This window comes from Halodesulfovibrio oceani subsp. galateae, from assembly GCF_055397225.1.
The window spans coordinates 2,821,354-2,839,330 of record NZ_AP042453.1; the positions used below are offsets into that span (position 1 = coordinate 2,821,354).

At 43.2% G+C, this 17,977-nt stretch carries 16 protein-coding genes, 2 tRNA genes and 1 pseudogene; 8 read left to right on the top strand and 11 right to left on the bottom strand.

Annotated features, from left to right (window positions below; translation table 11 throughout):
- Nucleotides 1-168: 168 nt before the first annotated feature.
- Together ACZ5V1_RS12635 and ACZ5V1_RS12640 are read right to left on the bottom strand one after the other, a co-directional pair.
- Nucleotides 169-324 (bottom strand): annotated as a pseudogene (locus ACZ5V1_RS12635) (AAA family ATPase); the annotation flags it as partial.
- Nucleotides 325-604: 280 nt separating this feature from the next.
- The gene (locus ACZ5V1_RS12640; RefSeq protein WP_464389140.1) at nucleotides 605-883 is read right to left on the bottom strand and encodes a hypothetical protein; all 279 of its coding nucleotides are present in this window, start codon (nucleotides 881-883) and stop codon (nucleotides 605-607) included.
- 476 nt (nucleotides 884-1,359) lie between these two features.
- On the opposite strand from ACZ5V1_RS12640, the gene ACZ5V1_RS12645 reads away from it, so the two are divergent.
- The 5 genes from ACZ5V1_RS12645 (at nucleotide 1,360) to ACZ5V1_RS12665 (ending at nucleotide 4,479) form a co-directional block, all read left to right on the top strand.
- Nucleotides 1,360-1,578, top strand: coding sequence for a hypothetical protein (locus ACZ5V1_RS12645; protein ID WP_464389141.1), 219 nt, complete (start codon nucleotides 1,360-1,362; stop codon nucleotides 1,576-1,578).
- A gap of 247 nt (nucleotides 1,579-1,825) precedes the next feature.
- Complete coding sequence (locus ACZ5V1_RS12650) at nucleotides 1,826-2,407, top strand: phage integrase N-terminal domain-containing protein (RefSeq protein WP_464389142.1); 582 nt, start codon at nucleotides 1,826-1,828, stop codon at nucleotides 2,405-2,407.
- 642 nt (nucleotides 2,408-3,049) lie between these two features.
- Nucleotides 3,050-3,313 carry a hypothetical protein gene (locus ACZ5V1_RS12655; protein ID WP_464389143.1) on the top strand — a complete coding sequence of 88 codons (264 nt, stop codon included), beginning with the start codon at nucleotides 3,050-3,052 and terminating at the stop codon, nucleotides 3,311-3,313.
- Nucleotides 3,314-3,577: 264 nt separating this feature from the next.
- Entirely contained in the window at nucleotides 3,578-4,231 is a 654-nt protein-coding gene (locus ACZ5V1_RS12660; protein WP_464389144.1) for a hypothetical protein, read from the top strand.
- The gene (locus ACZ5V1_RS12665; protein ID WP_464389145.1) at nucleotides 4,228-4,479 is read left to right on the top strand and encodes a hypothetical protein; all 252 of its coding nucleotides are present in this window, start codon (nucleotides 4,228-4,230) and stop codon (nucleotides 4,477-4,479) included. The genes ACZ5V1_RS12660 and ACZ5V1_RS12665 overlap by 4 nt, the downstream gene beginning before the upstream one ends.
- 95 nt (nucleotides 4,480-4,574) lie before the next feature.
- On the opposite strand, the gene ACZ5V1_RS12670 is transcribed toward ACZ5V1_RS12665, so the two are convergent.
- A tRNA-Glu gene (locus ACZ5V1_RS12670) sits at nucleotides 4,575-4,652 on the bottom strand.
- A 131-nt stretch (nucleotides 4,653-4,783) separates the two neighbouring features.
- Nucleotides 4,784-4,858, bottom strand: a tRNA-Gln gene (locus tag ACZ5V1_RS12675).
- A gap of 154 nt (nucleotides 4,859-5,012) precedes the next feature.
- Here ACZ5V1_RS12675 and larB point away from each other — a divergent pair.
- The 3 genes from larB to ACZ5V1_RS12690 all read left to right on the top strand — a co-directional run bounded on the left by larB (nucleotide 5,013) and on the right by ACZ5V1_RS12690 (nucleotide 8,187).
- Nucleotides 5,013-5,759: a nickel pincer cofactor biosynthesis protein LarB gene (gene larB, locus ACZ5V1_RS12680; RefSeq protein ID WP_464389146.1), complete on the top strand. Its 747-nt coding sequence runs from the start codon at nucleotides 5,013-5,015 to the stop codon at nucleotides 5,757-5,759.
- A gap of 431 nt (nucleotides 5,760-6,190) precedes the next feature.
- A complete protein-coding gene (locus ACZ5V1_RS12685) occupies nucleotides 6,191-7,171 on the top strand; it encodes an arginine N-succinyltransferase (protein WP_464389147.1) in 981 nt (326 codons plus the stop codon).
- A gap of 404 nt (nucleotides 7,172-7,575) precedes the next feature.
- Complete coding sequence (locus tag ACZ5V1_RS12690; RefSeq protein ID WP_160711957.1) at nucleotides 7,576-8,187, top strand: TetR/AcrR family transcriptional regulator; 612 nt, start codon at nucleotides 7,576-7,578, stop codon at nucleotides 8,185-8,187.
- A gap of 303 nt (nucleotides 8,188-8,490) precedes the next feature.
- On the opposite strand, the gene ACZ5V1_RS12695 is transcribed toward ACZ5V1_RS12690, so the two are convergent.
- The 7 genes from ACZ5V1_RS12695 to ACZ5V1_RS12725 all read right to left on the bottom strand — a co-directional run bounded on the left by ACZ5V1_RS12695 (nucleotide 8,491) and on the right by ACZ5V1_RS12725 (nucleotide 16,611).
- Nucleotides 8,491-9,444 (bottom strand): DUF4037 domain-containing protein, encoded by a 954-nt coding sequence (locus tag ACZ5V1_RS12695; RefSeq protein ID WP_464389148.1) that lies wholly within the window; start codon nucleotides 9,442-9,444, stop codon nucleotides 8,491-8,493.
- A 24-nt stretch (nucleotides 9,445-9,468) separates the two neighbouring features.
- Nucleotides 9,469-10,038, bottom strand: a complete 570-nt coding sequence (locus tag ACZ5V1_RS12700) for a DUF4125 family protein (RefSeq protein WP_464389149.1) — start codon at nucleotides 10,036-10,038, stop codon at nucleotides 9,469-9,471.
- Between the two features lie 375 nt (nucleotides 10,039-10,413).
- Entirely contained in the window at nucleotides 10,414-11,151 is a 738-nt protein-coding gene (locus tag ACZ5V1_RS12705; RefSeq protein WP_464389150.1) for a sulfite exporter TauE/SafE family protein, read from the bottom strand.
- Between the two features lie 25 nt (nucleotides 11,152-11,176).
- The gene (locus ACZ5V1_RS12710) at nucleotides 11,177-12,571 is read right to left on the bottom strand and encodes a sigma-54 interaction domain-containing protein (RefSeq protein WP_464389151.1); all 1,395 of its coding nucleotides are present in this window, start codon (nucleotides 12,569-12,571) and stop codon (nucleotides 11,177-11,179) included.
- Between the two features lie 100 nt (nucleotides 12,572-12,671).
- On the bottom strand, nucleotides 12,672-13,598 hold the full coding sequence (hpsH, locus tag ACZ5V1_RS12715) for a (2S)-3-sulfopropanediol dehydratase activating enzyme (protein ID WP_464389152.1): 927 nt from the start codon (nucleotides 13,596-13,598) through the stop codon (nucleotides 12,672-12,674).
- A gap of 84 nt (nucleotides 13,599-13,682) precedes the next feature.
- Nucleotides 13,683-15,536 carry a TRAP transporter large permease gene (locus tag ACZ5V1_RS12720; protein ID WP_464389153.1) on the bottom strand — a complete coding sequence of 618 codons (1,854 nt, stop codon included), beginning with the start codon at nucleotides 15,534-15,536 and terminating at the stop codon, nucleotides 13,683-13,685.
- A gap of 64 nt (nucleotides 15,537-15,600) precedes the next feature.
- On the bottom strand, nucleotides 15,601-16,611 hold the full coding sequence (locus ACZ5V1_RS12725) for a TRAP transporter substrate-binding protein (RefSeq protein WP_464389154.1): 1,011 nt from the start codon (nucleotides 16,609-16,611) through the stop codon (nucleotides 15,601-15,603).
- Nucleotides 16,612-17,977 lie beyond the last annotated feature (1,366 nt).

The window sequence follows — 17,977 nt, forward strand, 5'->3', positions numbered from 1 at the left end:
GCATATGTAAACCTGCTTCTCAATGCCTGCTTTGCAAAAATAATAGGGGGCTTTCTAAATAGGAAGCCTCCTATTCACTACAAGCTGTCAAAAAAGGTAAGAAGGCTATAACAACACAAGCTAAAAACGAAAGTTTGATAACTTCCCCCTATGGTACTTGACAACTTCCTAGAAAAACACCGCCCACTCTCGGCCATGAGTCCCTAAAACCAACCGAATAGCATCAATAATTGCAGTTTTTCCTGAATCATTCTCTCCAATCAATACATTTAACTGTCTATTGAACGCCACCACCACGCCAGGTTCATCACCATTTCGCCCAAATTTTCGAAAACCTCAAAGATTCAATTTTGAAAGATAGATGTAGCACGCCAACTAAAAATTGTTTTTCACCCCCCCTCCCATGATTATAGGATATTGATTAATAGCAAGTACTAACGAACGTTACACCCAACTACATATTATTCAATTTGCGACAAAGAAAAAAAGACAATCGCATCATTTAAATATGATGCAAGCGTCACAGCATCCACTTCTTCAATTTTTCGTCCCCGCCATACCTACTGGCTACATCTGCTCCATGTCCAAGCAAGCAACAGACAATTCATTCATATCCACCACGAATTGCAGCATGCAATGGCGGGATATGTGTTGCTAATTCAGCTTCTATGGATGCCTCATACCGCCATAGCAGCTTAGCCATTTCCAAATGACCTTTTTCCCATGCAAGGGCTATTGGTGACATGAAGTCGTCGGATATGACTTTGTATGGTGAAATAAGTCCATCTCCTAAAAATAATTCTACAATTTCTATTTCATTCTCCTGAACTAATTTCATGTTATCAGGAACATACTGCAACAGTTCTACAACAGAATAATTCATATTTTTCTCACAGTGAAAAATCCAAATACCAGATGAGGTTCTGTCAATTTCTTTTCCTTAAGGTGGTTTTGTCATATTATCACTATAAACTTTTCCTGTTGTAGCTCGACATTGCAGCCTTCAGTCAACTTAATAATCGTTTACTTATTCTCATAAAAGAAATTCAGAAACGCATGTTCGCTTTTTACGCGAACATGCGTTTCTGAATTAAATTTCTAATACATGTACTGAAACACAAAGAATTCTTTCCGCAGCCCTAACAATCTTCTCAAGGATATTGTATATAAATAGTAATATGCGGTTCCTGTTTACACGTGCTTTTTAGCGGCCGATTTCAGGTTTCCATGTGGCATAACAATTATTGCCTACTAAAAATCTTTTCTAAATTCAGGAGACGCCTTCTTCGAAAGGCACATTTTTCATCTGTCTGTTTCAAGCATGAAACAGACAGATGACGATCAAGCAGCATAATGCTGATGAATACTACATTTTCTTCTGCAGTGGTGAATATACCACTCGACTTACGGCTGTTCACCAGCCGAATTCTTTCCCACTTGCCCGTTCGTAAATGGAATACGGACGTTCATATAAAATTGCGTTTTTTGGCCACTAATATACACGGTGCATACACCGCTGTGGCTATCGGATTGAACATTAATAACTGTGTAGAGTTGCTGCCACACAGCACGCAATAGTAGTTAATATGATGTGGTGACATATATAGGGAACTTTTTTATATCCTAAGTTATTAACGCAATATTTTTGATCCAAAAGGATAACTACGGGCAGCTTATTATCAATTTTTGAATCCAATGTCAGAACAATAAAAAAGACCATGCAATGCTATTGCATGGTCTTTTTGCATTTTTACTAAAAAAATAGATTACCGGCCTAACATTCGTTCCTTTTATGCAGTATGAAAAATATAAAAAAGAATTTTAAATGAGTAAAAACAAATTATTATATGGAGTCAAAACAGCACATCTGACCGGATCAGGGAAAACGAAATATAACAATCGTGGGCAGTCAATGCGATTCTCTAAGAGGCTCCATCAATTAGGATACCGAGTACAGCATTGGAAAAACATCTCGAATCGACACGTGGCCGTTGTAGTGGACGACTGGCAACAACAAGGATTGGCAGTTTCAACCATCAAATCTTACCTATCAAGTGTGCGCCAAGTTTGCCGGGCCTATGGAAACGATAGAATACATAAAAAGAACAGTGAATTTGGGGTTGGAAATCGTAACTATATTCCACAACAAACAAAAGCAGTACCTGAAGTCGTCTACCGTGCTGTCGTAGATCAATTGCTTTCTGGGTCAGAAAAGTTCCAAAGAATTGGACACCAAATGAACGTAATGCGCGCATTGGGCTTACGCCCTGAAGAAGCGCGAAAAATAAATCCAAGGACCGCACTTCTTCCTGATGGCCGCATCTATATATCTGCAGGCACAAAAGGGGCCGAGACCGTATCCTGCATGAGCCATCCAAAGAACAGATCGGTGCAGTTAAAGCGTTGACCCCGTTCATCGGGAAAAATGGCAATAGCTGGCCTGATTCAATATCGGAAGCTTCATGGGAAAAATACGTCTACAAAGTCATAAGCCGAATGGGGTTTGTGTCTTAAAGTTTGCGGGGCTTCACTACATGGCCTTCGGCACGCGTATGCACAAAGTCGCTACAAGGAACTAACGAACCTAGCCGCTCCTTGTCTTTACTCATCACCTTCAGAATACTGAGAAGCGGCATATCAAAAACATGGTGAAGATTGGCGCAACACACATGACCAAGCAATCAATATTCTTGCCCACGAATTAGGACACAACCGTGGCGAGGTAACTGCAACGTATCTTGGAACCATTCATGGATAAAATTGCAACCCATTATCAAGCTTACATACCGGAATTTATCATTTCTAACACACAGCGTCAGATGCTTTTAAAGTTTTATTTCAATACTTTTCAGACCATTACCATAAAATCAATCTTTTTTACCACAAGCCTCTTGCATTCCGAAAGAAAATGTAATCCATACTTATCGGTTAGGTATCAAAACGCAGTGTGCAAAGGTTAGTACCTGAAACTATTTCTCGAAGGAGATCTTAAAAAAACAAGTTCAAGCCGCTTCTTGTCTAAAAAAACGGTACCGATGAGATTCTGCTTATGAATAAACCTAAAAACTTAACGACAAAAGAAATAGCTGCAATATTAAACTGTTCCGACAGTCTTGTCAGAAGAAAAGACATGAAGAATAAACTTTGTGCATTTTACATTGGCGTAGATGAACTGCGTTACCCTGAAAATAAGGTTGATCAATATGTCAACAATCAGAAAGAACGTGCGTCTCAACAGTTTTCTGAAGACAAAGCTGAAGTAAAAAAGACTCATCGTAGAAAAAATTTGCATTCACACTTCGATTTGTTTTAATATGTTATGTAGGAATAAGCAGTTTTTCATATAAGGAATCATATTATGGTGTTCCAAATGAAAAACGGAAAATGGAAAGGACAAGTGTATTATACAGACCTAATGCTAAGGTGCACAGAAAGACGAAAAACTTTGACCGCAAGCGTGATGCACTGCAGTGGCAGAACAAAGAGCGCAATAGGTTAAAACTTGCCGATCAGGTAGGCAGAAACAACGCAACAAAGCTTTAGAGACTTATTGGTTGGTGAAGGGACTGAATTGTACATGGAACATGCATTTAATACATTCACAGACGAGAAGTGCAAACTAGCAAAAGAAAAACAGCGTGCCTTTCGCCGTTTCTTTGAAACCGGCGTTCTTTCCCCCACAACGACGGTGTACAATGTGTGCAAAAAGGACATTCTCGACGTATTCAATGCCCTTAAGAAACAGTACTCCGGAAAAAATGTGGATAGGCAAATCAAAAATCTGAAGGCAGGTTGGTGCTGGGGGATCGATTATATAGAGATGCCAGAGGTCAATCCTTTCTGCAGGCTACCAAAAACAGCTACCACAGAAGAAGAACCTCATTACATGCCGCCGCTTGAAGATATGCTCAACGTCTTGAAACTGGCGGCAAAAAGTGACGAGCAACAACACTATCTAGTATTGTTTACTTTACTCATGACCGCCGCTAGGCGCGTTGAAATGCGTCGCCTTACATGGGCTGATGCGCAGTTTATGGGTGAGCAAATCGGTTTACGAACCCGAAAAAAGAAAGACCGCATCGAAAGCTGTGACCTAATCCCACTGGCAACTGAACTAGCCGCCAAACTAAAAGAATACAAACTTCAAGTAGGCAGCAAACGTTCTTATGTTTTTTCTGAGATACAGCTTGAACAGGTCTTCACATGCGCTGACTTAAAAGGCTTTGTGTGAAAGCAAAAATAACCCCTTTTGGTGTTCATGGTATTCGCGCATTGGCAGGAACACTGGCTCATATAAATGGTGCTTGTCTTATGGATGTAAAAGAACTGCTTCGACATAAATCTACTCATCAAACAGATAGATACCTACGTAAGCAATGCAGACAAAATGAAGCGATGAACATTCTCAGTTCAATCACATCAAAAGCCGAGAACAATGGCAAGCATGACGAGGATAGGAACGATGCAAGTGCAGCCTAAAGATAAAAATTTGAAAACTTACACTTTCGACTTACACCTCATGTGGTAGAAACGTAAAAAAGCTCTTACACTTTCGTGTAAGAGCTTAAATTGCTTGGCGTCCCCAAGGGGATTTGAACCCCTGTCGCCTGCGTGAAAGGCAGGTGTCCTGGGCCAGGCTAGACGATGGGGACGCTTGAAAACTTGCATTTTTATCTAAAACATACGGCATAACCGCAAATGAAAATTCAAATTGAACTAGATATAAATCTATGTCTGGTTTGATTATCACCTAGCAACTTGGCCAGTTGCTGTTTTAAAAAAATGGTTGGGCCACAAGGACTTGAACCTTGATTAACGGAATCAGAACCCGTCGTCCTGCCAATTGAACGATAGCCCAACAAGTGAGAGGTGTATTTATGGAATTTACTTCACCTTGTCAATACAGAAAGTTATTTTCATGAAATTTTCTCGTGCTCATCTTATTGCACTTCTACCAAATCCACCGTACGTAAAGTAGTATTGGCTCACTCTTTCAATGACGAGGATTGATCATGGCTTCGCAAGATACGAAAAACAACCGCCCTCCTATGCAAGACGCCACTTCGCATTCGGCGCATTCCAAAGAACATTCCTGCATAGTCAGTAATCATACTTTGCTCGACCATGGCAGACCACAACGCACAGGCTGCCCTGAAGTCATTTTCTGTGAAGGCAAAACGCCTGCCCAAGTTGCGAGCATATTCCAAGAGATGATCAACACACATGGCGAGTGTCTTGGCACACGTGCATCGAAAGAACATTATGAGGCTGTGCAAAAGGCAATACCCAATGTTCGTTTTAATACCGAAGCCCGTACGTTAATTTTTGATGACTCAAACAAGAAAAAGTTCGGATGCGTCCTCGTTATCAACGCTGGCACATCAGATCACTGCGTTGCAGAAGAGGCCGCGCAAACCGCAGAATTTCTCGGGAGCACTGTTCTCAGACATTTTGACTGTGGCGTCGCTGGTGTTCATCGCGCGTTACATGCTGCAAAAGACTTTACAAAAGCGTCAGCGATTGTTGCCGTAGCCGGAATGGATGGCGCATTACCTACCGTTGTTGCCGGTCTCAGCCCCGCTCCTGTCATCGCAGTTCCTACAAGCGTCGGCTATGGAACTGGACTTGGCGGCGTAGCAGCTCTCATGACGATGCTTAACGGTTGTGCTCCCGGAGTTTCTGTTGTGAATATTGATAATGGATTTGGGGCAGGATATCAGGCGCATATTATCAACACCATGGCACATCATAATAAATAGACCATGTTCTTTATCACGAGATATGTCTTCTAAGCGGCCCTCTTGAAGCCTCTTACCCGACATGTTCATAATTAATCCAAGCAACAACGGCTTCCTTGATATCCATATAAGAGAATTTTTGAGTTTCTTTATTCTAAATCTTACTATTTAACCCATCACCACTCCTCATATCAGCCCCTCTGGTACAGCATTTGCTCGAACACAGGATGCTCTGAATGAGAACACCGGTGATACTTATGCAATGGCGACTGTAACTGATAGGCATCCACATCAGTTTACAGAAACACACCATCTGCATGTAATGTTCAAAATTACGGATAAGAGCACCCAACCGCCTCTCCACCAGCTTATAGATCTCTTTAAGATTCTATAAAATATTCGACTGATCTCTTGAGGTGGCTCACTAATTTTAGACAAGAACAGGTAATATTATGCGATTTATTGTGCGCGGAGCCCGACATGAAGATCACGCCGAACTGTGCCGACTCGCAGCACAGGCTCCACTGTTAAGCCTGCAGCCGTCCCCTGAACGTATGACCACACGAATTGAAACCAGCTTACAATCCTTTGCTGGCACCATTCCTCCTGAGAAGGCGGAATATCAATTTGTATGTGTTGATCTTGCCACAAGAAAACTGGCTGGAGCCTCCTGCCTATTTGGCTCATACATTTCTAAGTCCCAACCACAGCACTATATTGAAGTTGCCGACGAAGGCGAAATTCAAAAATATATCCGCGGTGTTGAAGAAAAACGCTTTAGTGGCCTTGGCGGCCTAGTTGTAGACAGTTTATTTCGCAAAACACACTACAAGCTTGCTGCTCAACTAGCCCATGTGCGTCTGCTTTACGCCGGAATTAAACCAGAAAATTTTACTGAGACTTTTGTTGTCGAGGTGCTTGGCAAAATGACCGCCAAAGGCGGATCACACTTTTGGGACTGTTTTGGGAAAAAGTTTACAGGTATGAATTTTTCTGAAGCTTATGAACGTATCGCGAATAATGACCGCTCGTTCATGGGTATGTTTCCGACAGAATATGAACTTTCGGAAGGATGTTCCAGAGTACGCATTAATGAAAACTCCGTAGCAATGTCTTCGCGCGGATCACAACATCTTGCAAAAAGACTAGGTTTTACCTTCCAAAACAGAGTCGATCCTGTTGATGGCGCACTTTGCTATAGTGCAATGCGTAATGAACTGTCACCATTGAAAAATGGAACATGGCATACAGTCAAAAAGGGAAGCATCAAGGGCGATATTCATCTAATGGCGACAGTGCAAGAGAATGGAGAATTTTTTGGTGCAATCGCACACTGTGGATTCCAGAACGGAACAGCAGTGATTCGTGAAAACATCTGTGCAGCTCTTGAACTTAGTGAAGGATCACGCGTTTTTATTGCCCCACAATGTTAGTAACTCCTGAGCAGTGAGCAGGTTACACTGCCAGCACTTTTCACCGAGTTACTTACTTTGCCTGTAAAAACAGACACATTCGATATCAAGACAACAAGTACAAGCAGAGCACAACACGCACGAGACTACGACATTATCGAAAAATATTTTTTGCTCAATCTCCCGCTATTATTGGATGATTACCTAACCAGCATCATCAATACCTCGTATTCTATGGAAAGTACGTTTACGTAACTAGCTGCTTACTATATGTAGTACCGAGATACGGTATGAAATCGTGCACCACGGAATGGTTTAGAATATCTATCATTTTGTTAGGTTTACTGCTTCAATATGACGAGGGGAAGTCGAAGCAGTACAGCACGTTCATAGATAAGCACCGTATGCCTGCAAAGGGAGTTCTAATGAAGAAAGATTGGACACCGGAACAAACTGAAAAGCGCCGTCTCATTCTTGATGCTGCACGCGAGTTGTTCTCTAAAGAAGGTGTGAGCAATGTATCCATGAGACGCATTGCAGCAAAAGTAAATTACAGTCCGGCACTCATTTACCGGTACGTAAAAAACAAAGAAGAACTACTGGATCAGCTTCGCTCCGAAGGCTACCAGATTCTTCTGAACCGTATGGCAAGACTGGATGTGGACCCCGATCCTATCAAGCATCTTACTGATCTTGCAGTTGAATACGGTGGATTTGGCGTTGATTATTGGGAATATTACGACCTCATGTTCCATATGCCTATTCAAATCTCTGATGACGGAACCGTGCCGGTAAAAGGTTATGAGGCTGTACTCGGTATGGTGCGAAACGCCGTTGAACGAGCCATTGATGCCGGTCATTTTGCCGGATGTTCTGTTGATGATGCCATGTTCATGTCATGGTCACAGATCCACGGCTTACTCAGCCTTTATATTTCAGGTCGAACACCATTTCATATTGGTGAAGAACGAGCAAAAGCGCTGCTCCAAGAAATCCCGCGCCACTTCCTGCGCATTGTAGCAACAGGAAAAAAATAGCATTTTTCTTTTCACTGGCTTTACCACTGGAATATTCTTGGTACCAAAAAGAATTGCTCCGACGGGTAGAATGCCTGTTGCACTATGATTAGCCGTGATCGCTCTTTCTTCTAAAGCGAAATCGCTTTTTTAAAAGAGATGTATCTGACCCACTACAAACTTTTACCTGTGAGTTCAGTACATTATATGCAACTGCATAGCTTCTGCCTCACAACCTATTGTAAAAAGAAAAGGGCTGACCCCCATTTTGGGTCAGCCCTTTTTTGTCATAATTTGAACAGTTGGATTTGGTTAAAAAAACAACTAACTGCACTGAACTCCATGCACAACAGGCAGATTTCTAATCTGTGGATTCTCAATCTGCTTCTGAATCATTTCAGCCTGCGTCATAAGCCAAGCCTCATTGCTACGACTCAATCCTTTTTTCTGCAACAATGCCATCATCTCAACACAAACCGCTTCTACAGCTGCTTCTGCATTGCTATGCACATCCGCTCCGCGAGTAAGATTAAGCGCCAGAACATCATTAAGCTTTCCGGCAATGAATGCTCCGTCAGGCAAATCTTTCAATCCTCGAAATGCCCATTTGTAAAACGGCATATATTTTCCATGCATCAAATACAATGCACCGATTGTGGATTCCACAAAACGAGAAGCAGCAAGAAGTGCTGCCGCTGTATCATTACGTTTGAGCATTCTCAGCAAGTTATACTGACCGCTTTGTGCCATCACAGCAAGTCGAGCCGCCAGCTTTTTCTTCATAACGTCGTCTGGATAAAATTCCAGCAAGGATTTACGAAATGCAGAGAACTGGCCACACGGATCGACAAAGACTTCACCATTTGTAGCAACAGCTAAAAAATATTCCGGGACCGTGTACCACTGCTGCCACGTAGAAAGAGGCTGTCCACTGTTAATGAATCGTCTGTAAAAGCCTTCAATGGTGAACAACCCAACTCGCCCATTACGGAACTTAGGAGCCATTCGCACAGGATAGCCCTTAAACGTTGCTGGCAGCCTCGCAAAGACAGGTTCCAACAGAGGTTCTACCGTTCCTGCTATTGATTCAGGAGCCCATACACAAACGCCTGCACCCCAGTCATGGTCCTGTGAAAACTCGTCATCAAATCCGAAACATTCAGACCCTTCACCAACAAGCCCGACCGCAAGTTGATTCACGTAGGCAGGCAACTCACTTTGCAGCATGGGCGCTGCAACTTCAGTATAAAATTCTCTGGATAATGGTAACCCCTGCATGGCTCTCCCCTCTCTTGTGTATCGCTAGCTCTGGTGAATTTTTTCGCGTCTGCGAGTTTCTAATTCTTCAAGTGTACCCAGTCCCATTCGTGCATAGAAGTTGGAGTAACGCTTACGTGCCAGGTTTTCACCTGCACGCACAGCCTCGTCCACGCATGCCTGATACAAATCGAGACTGCGCTCGGATAGAGTCTCCATTTCCGCAGGGAAATACATATCAAAACGAGCGAGAGATTGAGGAAACAACAATGGAAATTCCTGAAAGAGTTGCTGCATCCAAAGACGTTCAGTAGCTGAAATCTTACGGACTTTATCCATGTTGGGCGAAACGCACGGGATAAGATTATCCATGCGGGCATATTTTTCAGTCATTAAGTTACGCCCAACACGCTTTGCTTCGTTCAGATCATCACGGTATGAAGCAATATAGCTATCTGATAACACGGAGAAGATCATCCAGCGCCACTGTCTGAACATGTCCGGATTTTCCTGACAGGACGCGGTTCCACCCATGTTTTTTGTATCCAAAAACATGACCAGTTCGCGCTCAATAACATCCTGAATAAGCTCTTCACGAGTATGATTGGTTTCCATACCTCAGTACCTTCCTGAAATTTGATATGTTCGTGCAATAAGCCGAACAATTATAACAAACAACATGCTTAAAAATATAGCTAATTCACCTACTAGTAATCTTTACCAATAGACTTACTCTTAACTTTAATCTTTGTGAAGGGGAGGAAGGAGAATTACTATTTTTTCTGTAGAAATAATCTTGCTCTAAAAAAAACATGAGCCGGTTCTGTTGCTTAGCACACTAGAGAAGCAACGGAACCGGCTCATTAAACGGGAATTATGAGTAACCTGTAAAACAGTACTCATAAAATATTATAAATTGGCCACACAAAGTATAAGTAAAACACAATTACTAAGTAAAAAACATCAAGATAGCCTTGCAGCGACCCTAATTTATAATAAAAATTGTAATGCAGTTCCGGCGATTTTTATCCCCAGAATTGCCATCAAAACAAAGAAAAATTTTCGATATGATGCTTCAGAAATAAATGCTGAAAGATATATCCCCAATTTACTGCCAATCACGACAGCGGGAACTGAAGCAGCGTAAATTGTAAGTGCGTAGGTATCTATATTGCCAATTACAATCTGCGTAGAAACAATAAGTACACCAGTCAGAATAAATCCGGCGCTGATAATCGCTTTTACGGCGTTCTTGGGACAACCACAGTACGCAGTATATACTGCAAGCGGCGGGCCATTAAAGCTGAAAGCCATACCGAGCGAACTGGACATCAGGCCTGCAACATAGCCCCATGCCGGATTAATTACTCGTCCTTCTTTTTTTTCAAAGAAAAGACTCCAGAGTGCATAAAACGCGACAAAAGCACCCATGCCGAACCTAAGTAGCTGTTCCGGTGCAAACTGAAGGGCATATGCACTCAACACAACACCGGGAATAGCGCCCAGCAGCAGTGTTTTTGTATACCGCCATTCAATATGCTTACGGTAGATCCATCCGGCATGGCAGTTTAATGTCAGTACGATCATCGTTGCGCTTGGCACCAGAATCGACACATCCATTACATAGCTGATGATTGGCAATGCAACCATAGCGGCACCAAAGCCGGCAAGACCATTTATAAAGCCGCCGACAAACCACCCCATCGCAATAAAGAGTAAGTGTTCCATTTGTGATTCAATCGACGAGTTAAAGCTACTGTTTCATTTTTCGGAAGATTGTAGTGCGGTTGACTTTGAGAACTTCTGAAGCCTTATTAACTGAACCATACGTATCAAGCGCTTGCTGGATAACACGGCGTTCAAGCTCTGCCATAATTTCTTTCAGAGATTTACCGTCGTCTTTCGCATCAAGCTCGACACTAGGCAGACAGTCCATTGGATGACGAGAATTTATGGAAGGCGGTAAATCGTTGGCAGAAATCTCGGAGTGTTCCAAGGTGACAACAAGGCTCTGTACAAGGTTTTCAAGTTCACGAATGTTACCCGGCCAGCGGTACTTAAGCAGCAACTGCATGGCATCGCGAGCACATGTGATATCTTTCTTGTACTTCTCTCCGTAAATAGAGAGAAAATGCTCAACAAGACCAGGAATCATTTCTGTGCGTTCGCGTAATGGCGGAATATCTACAACAGCAACACGCAGACGGTAGAATAAGTCGCTTCGGAAATTACCCTTGCGGACTTCTTCTTCCAAATTGCGGTTAGTTGCAGCGATAATACGCACATCAACTTTCTTCGCTACAGATGCACCAACTCGCACAACTTCCTGATCCTGCAAGACTCGTAGCAACTTTGCCTGCATGGAAAGTGGAAGTTCACCGATTTCATCAAGGAATACCGTGCCGCGGTTAGCCATTTCAAAATGACCCGGTTTGCCTTTGGACGTTGCACCGGTAAATGCACCCGGAGCATAGCCGAAGAGCTCAGATTCAATAAGATTTTCAGAGATACTACCACAGTCAACCTTCAGGAACATTTCGTCCCTGCGCGGGCTGCTGTCGTGAGCAAGACGCGCAAACCAGTCTTTACCAACACCTGTTTCACCAAGCAGGAGCATGGTGGCGTCAGTTTCTGCAATGCGCTTAATAAGAGAAACAAGCTGCTGCACCTGAGTGTCATAGAACATATTGTCAGGATTGTTATCTGTGGAATCCTGAGAAGTCAGATGTGCAAGCTGTTTGGAGAAAAGAGAAATTTGTTCTTTTTGCTGAGCGATCTGCTTACGCATTTGCCCGATAAGGGTAATATCACGCGCAAGAGTAACAACGAGAACGAGTTCGTCATCGTCGTCAAAAACAGGAAAGCCGCGTAAAACAAGGCGCTTGCCTGTTTTAAGCTGCTGCACAACGGTCGCGGGCTTACCGGTCTTTACAATCTCAGGGTTAAGGACAGCATCAAAGATACCACTATCTTTTAGATATCGGACATCCTTACCACGTAATTCGCCTTCCGTTAGACCGGTAAGACGCTCGTACATGGAGTTAACAAACAGCGTTTTGCCGTCTTTATCCGTAATATAGATGCCGTCATCCAGTACTTCGAAAACGTGCCGGACAGAAGCGCCAATTTTATCTAGATAGGTATCCATAACCCCTTCTCCCTGAAATACTATCTATGCAGGCCACAGATGTAGCCTGCATAGATAGTTACTGTAAGACAGGTTTCCCCCGAAATCGAAGGTACTTTTCTTAGCTTGCGTAGTTAGGAACTTGCTTAGCAATCTCCACGAGAGGAAGGAATACTTCGTTATCGAGAGACACGTCGCCCATTGGGTACTCACGACCAAGGTTGGTGTACTTCTGAGTACCAAGGCGGTGGTATGCAAGCAATTCGTATTCTACGTCAAGGTCTTTGATGAAATCAACAACTGCCTGAATGTCTTCTGGGGTATCGTTAAAGCCCGGTACTACCGGAGTACGAACGCGAATCTTAAGTTTTGGATACGCTGCGCGAAGTGCTTTAAGGTTTTTCAGAATAAGCTCGTTGGTTACACCACAAAATTCTTTGTGCTTTTCCGGGTTCATGCTCTTGATATCCATCATTACGAAGTTCAGGTACTGGCCTGCTTCAACGAGGGTTTCAGTCTGAACATGAGCACAGGTTTCTACTGCAGTCTTAATGTAACGGCGTTTTGCTTCTTTAAGCAAGGCAATAGCAAACTTTGGCTGGGCAAAAGGCTCGCCGCCACCAAGAGTGAGACCGCCGCCGGAACGTGCGTAGAACATAGCATCTTTTTCTACGGAATCGATGGCATCTTTAACTGTCATCTCTTCACCGTAGTTAATAAGTGCACCAGCAGGACAAGCCTCGGCACACGCCATACAGTTTGTGCAGGTATCCCAGTTTACAGCGATTTTATCATCTTCGCCCTGAGTAAGGGAACCAGCAGTGCAAACTTCTGCGCAACGCAGACATTTTGAAAGAGTCAAACACTTGCCAGCGTTGTACGCGAGCTGAGGCTTAAATGACTGAGATTCCGGGTTACTACACCACTTACAGGAAAGTGGACAGCCCTTCAAAAAAACAACCGTGCGAATTCCCGGTCCATCATGCACGGAGTATTTCTGAATATTGAAGACTTGACCAGTTGTGTTTAAAATTTCTTTTTGAGTCATTGTAGTAATCCTGTAATTTAAGCAGTTTTGCCTGATTCTGAAAAACGGACGCCCGTATAGGCGAACGGACGTCCGTTCATTGAGTTAGTCTACAAAAAGTAAAGGAACTGCCGGACAGTATGTAATGAGTAAGAGAACCGCAATCATGATGCCCACAAGCGGCATGACCACTTTAGAGAGCTTTTCAATTTTACAGCCTGCAACACCACTTGCAACGAAGAGGTTTACGCCAACAGGCGGAGTTACAAAGCCAACTGCGAGGTTAACTACCATTATAATACCGAAGTGGACTGGATCTACGCCAACCTTCATCACAATAGGAAGGAGGATTGGAGTAAGGATCACGATAGCTGCAAGAGCTTCCATAAAGGTACCGACAACCAGAAGCAGGATGTTAATGAGGAACAAAATCATCAGCTTGTTGCTGGTGAGGCTCATCATTGCATTCGCAATAGTTGTTGGCACCTGCTCGATGGTCATGATGTTACCAAAAATGGTAGCCATCGCCATGAGCACGATTACGATCGCTGACGTAGAACACGCTTCCATGAAGCTTGGTGTCAGGTTGCTGAAGTTAAGTTCGCGGTACACAAACAGACCAACAACAAGACCGTAAAACGCTGCAAGCGCTGCTGCTTCGGTAGGAGTCATGAATCCACCGTAAATACCACCAAGGATAATTACCGGAACCATGAGTGCCCACTTAGCATCCCAGAAAGCACGAATAAAGGTTGACGCGTTACGTTCACGCTGTTCGCCTTTCCAGCCACGTTTTCTAGAGTAGAGGTAGGCGTATGTCATAAGGGCAAGACCGGTAAGAAGACCTGGTACAATACCACCCATGAAGAGCTTACCAATGGATACCTGAGCAGATACACCATAAACTACAAACGGGTTAGACGGCGGAATCATTACGCCGATAGCACCTGATGCTGCAACAATAGCGGCAGCAAAAAGCTTGTCATACCCACGCTCAACCATCGCCGGAATAGTCAAAGAACCAATAGCTGCTACAGTAGCTGGGCCTGACCCTGAGATAGCTGCAAAGAACATGCAAGTTGCAATCGTTGCCAGAGCCATACCACCGTGCAAAGAACCGAGCATTTCATCTGCAAGGTTTAAGAGACGCTTGGAAAGGCCGCCAGCACCCATGAACACACCCGCTGCAATAAAGAACGGGATAGCCATGATCGGGAAGCTGTCGATTGATGTGAATGTGATCTGAGCCACATATTCAATCGGTAGAGTTCCTGTTGCGTAAATGGTTGCAGTAGCTGCAAGACCTAAGCCGATCGAAATAGGTACGCCAATTACGAGGAAAAGGAGGAAGTAACCGAACAGAACCGGAAGTGTGTTCAGATCTTCACTAATAAGAACCGGTGATGCGACGAGTACTGTGAACGCAAGACCGTAAATTGTATCAAGGAATCCACATTCTTTAGCCTGCTTGTACATATCCTGAAGCAGACGAATCGCCATAAGACCAAACCCGATAGGCAGGATGAGATATGGGATAAAGTAGCTCATGTTTGTGCCTGGAGCTACCTGCGGATACAGAAGGAGCATTTCCAAATGGTTCAAGCCCATGTAGAAAACTACGCCAACAAGAATGAGGAAGAAAGAATCAACAACAATCCAGCTAATACGCTGGATACGAGCCGGAAGACGATCATATACGATGTCTACACGAATGTTGTTACGGTGCTTAATTGCTAACGGGATAGCAAGGTATGAAATCCATATAAAAATGAAACGAGCGAGCTCTTCAGTCCAAATTGCCGCACTGGCACCGGAAGAAAAGTACGCTCCAACGTATCTATAAAATGTCTGAAAAGTAATAATGAGAATGATGCTGAGCATCCCCGCAAAAAGGAACGGTTTCTCAAAGTTGTCGTCCAGCCAAGCGAGCCAGGACGTCTTCTGGGAAAGAGTTGTCATTTTGTCTCCTGTGCAGAACCGCATATAGAAAGGGGCAGGCTAAGAAGCCTGCCCCTTAACGGAACTACTTCTGTGTATCTTGAACAAGCTTAAGAAGATCCGAAGGGATATCTTTAGAGAACTCGTCCCAGACAGGGCGTGTAAGATTTACAAATTCAGCACGCTGAGCATCGCTGAGTTTGTGAATTGAAATGCCCTGTGCTTTGAAAGCTTCAACAGCTTTTACTTCGAGGTCAGCAGTAATGCCACGCTGGTAAACAAGTGCGTCATGGCCTGAAGAAACAATTACTTTCTGCAGTTCTGGGGTAAGACCGTCGAACGTCTTCTTGTTCATAAGAAGAATGTGCATTGAGTAGTTGTGAGCAGAATCCATTGCGTACTTGAGAACTTCGGTGTGCTTAGCATCGTTGAGAAGGGAGAAGGTGTTACCTTCGCCATCAACGGTACCCTGCTGAAGTGCTGTGTAAACTTCGCCCCAAGCGATTGGGGTTGGGTTCATACCGAGCTTAGAAGCTACTGCTACTTCTACAGGAGAAGCAGTGGTACGCACTTTCATGTTTGCAAGATCTGCTACAGACTTGATTTCGTTCTTTGTAGCAACAAAGTTACGGTAGCCGTATTCACTGTACATGATAGGCTTAAGGTTGATCTTCTCAAGTTCAGCCGCAAGGTACTTTCCGAGCTCTCCGTTATCTAGAGCTGCGTAAAGTTTTTCCTGATACTCAGGGCTGGTTACGTAAGGAAGGTCAAAAACCATAAATGCTTTTGAGAAGTTAGCCATGTTCGGGGAAGAAGCAGAAGCGAGAGCAAGAGTGCCACGCTGTGCGGATTCCATTGTTACACGGTCACTACCAAGAATAGCATTACCGTAGAGCTGAACGCGGATCTTGCCGTTAGAGCGTTCTTCTACGAGCTCTTTAAATTTCTCATAGCCAAGGGTAACGTTGTTACCTGGTGCCATCGGGTGACCGAGGCGAAGAGTAATTTTGCGAGCCTGAGCATCCATAGATGTAGCACCGACAACTAGTACTGCAGCTACGAGAAGCAACATAAAGGATTTAATAAAATAGCGCATATGTCCTCCAATAAATTGAAAAAAACACGGAACGTCTTAAAGCCGTTAGACGTTCCGAGTATATAACAGCAATACCAATGCCAATAGGCACGTTTTTTGTTATTATTTGTGATTTTTCGTGCAAGCACAGTACACGCAGTTCACCTCCTTATTTGAAATTAAAACGGCGAGAAGAAATTAATACAAGACAGAAAACATTTAAATATAATGCCTTAGAAGCAAAAAAATAAACAAAAGATGCAAACTGTAAATCAAGCTTACAGGCGCCATAAATTGTACTGACTTTCTAGCCCCCCTCAGCATGCAAAAAAGCCAATCTGGGGCAAAAACGTCCCTATCAAGTTGCAAAAATGCTAACTTAACGTTTCAAAAATGCAACTTATAAGTTTTTTTTCTTTTAATACTAAGATGATAAGCCGAGTAAAATCAAAAGATGCACAGCAGCAACACTAGTTGCATTAATGCATCAGACCCCTTACTAACTGTTTTTTCGAAACTTTCTACCTTTTAGTAGGTACAAACAATAGACAACTAGCTGTTTTTAAGACTTATTCTTTAAAAACATCGAGTTACAGTGATTACTCATACAATTCAGCGAAACATCTCAATGCGCTTGTATCATTTTTTCACAAGCAAAACAGCTACTCACCATCTCTTTCATCCTCTGAGTTAAACGCTGTGAAATTTATCCACGAGCCTATTTGATTTCGAACATGCATAATATGCACGGAAACCGCACACTCTTGACTGATTGAACAGACAATACACAAAAATCATCATATCATTATATAGTCGAACAAAATCATTTCTCACAATAATGCAAAATCAATAATTATAACATGTTATAGAAAGAGCTTGGATAAGATGTTGCAACGATGCAAATCACAAACGATAGTGGCAAATATGCAACTAAACATAACATACTGATTTTACGTACGTACTCAACTTTCATTCTCAGAATGTTGCAACAAGGCAACGCTTTTACAGTCATTTCAGACAATCGAGACACCCCCTCCAATTCCCCCTCTTCTCTACGAGCTATTTTTCACAAAGCAAACGTGCCTTCATCGAATTTAATTCCGGCACGGGCAAAACGCTAAAAACATCACCAAGCTCAAAAGCCTAAACTCCGCTTTATTCAATAGGATTGAGGCAGTGTTTCAATTTTTTTGAACCTCTTTTGCAATTCATCAATACCCTCCCCGCCCCATGAAAACGTTTTTTTTTGCCCCGAATAGTAACTAAAAACGCTCTTTCGGCACATGTTGGCATCACCTTTGCTCTAAGAAAACCACAGGGCGCGAATCTCACAGTAGCTTGTTCTAACGATCACTGAAAATAGCTACCGAAGACCGCACCCTCATTA

Bases quoted from the DNA above. Each gene is read 5' to 3' on its own strand.
- ACZ5V1_RS12640 (WP_464389140.1), bottom strand. From the start codon at position 883: ATGAATTATTCTGTTGTAGAACTGTTGCAGTATGTTCCTGATAACATG.
- ACZ5V1_RS12645 (WP_464389141.1), top strand. From the start codon at position 1,360: ATGAATACTACATTTTCTTCTGCAGTGGTGAATATACCACTCGACTTA.
- ACZ5V1_RS12650 (WP_464389142.1), top strand. From the start codon at position 1,826: ATGAGTAAAAACAAATTATTATATGGAGTCAAAACAGCACATCTGACC.
- ACZ5V1_RS12655 (WP_464389143.1), top strand. From the start codon at position 3,050: ATGAATAAACCTAAAAACTTAACGACAAAAGAAATAGCTGCAATATTA.
- ACZ5V1_RS12660 (WP_464389144.1), top strand. From the start codon at position 3,578: ATGGAACATGCATTTAATACATTCACAGACGAGAAGTGCAAACTAGCA.
- larB (WP_464389146.1), top strand. From the start codon at position 5,013: ATGGCTTCGCAAGATACGAAAAACAACCGCCCTCCTATGCAAGACGCC.
- ACZ5V1_RS12685 (WP_464389147.1), top strand. From the start codon at position 6,191: ATGCGATTTATTGTGCGCGGAGCCCGACATGAAGATCACGCCGAACTG.
- ACZ5V1_RS12690 (WP_160711957.1), top strand. From the start codon at position 7,576: ATGAAGAAAGATTGGACACCGGAACAAACTGAAAAGCGCCGTCTCATT.
- ACZ5V1_RS12695 (WP_464389148.1), bottom strand. From the start codon at position 9,444: ATGCAGGGGTTACCATTATCCAGAGAATTTTATACTGAAGTTGCAGCG.
- ACZ5V1_RS12700 (WP_464389149.1), bottom strand. From the start codon at position 10,038: ATGGAAACCAATCATACTCGTGAAGAGCTTATTCAGGATGTTATTGAG.
- ACZ5V1_RS12705 (WP_464389150.1), bottom strand. From the start codon at position 11,151: ATGGAACACTTACTCTTTATTGCGATGGGGTGGTTTGTCGGCGGCTTT.
- ACZ5V1_RS12710 (WP_464389151.1), bottom strand. From the start codon at position 12,571: ATGGATACCTATCTAGATAAAATTGGCGCTTCTGTCCGGCACGTTTTC.
- hpsH (WP_464389152.1), bottom strand. From the start codon at position 13,598: ATGACTCAAAAAGAAATTTTAAACACAACTGGTCAAGTCTTCAATATT.
- ACZ5V1_RS12720 (WP_464389153.1), bottom strand. From the start codon at position 15,536: ATGACAACTCTTTCCCAGAAGACGTCCTGGCTCGCTTGGCTGGACGAC.
- ACZ5V1_RS12725 (WP_464389154.1), bottom strand. From the start codon at position 16,611: ATGCGCTATTTTATTAAATCCTTTATGTTGCTTCTCGTAGCTGCAGTA.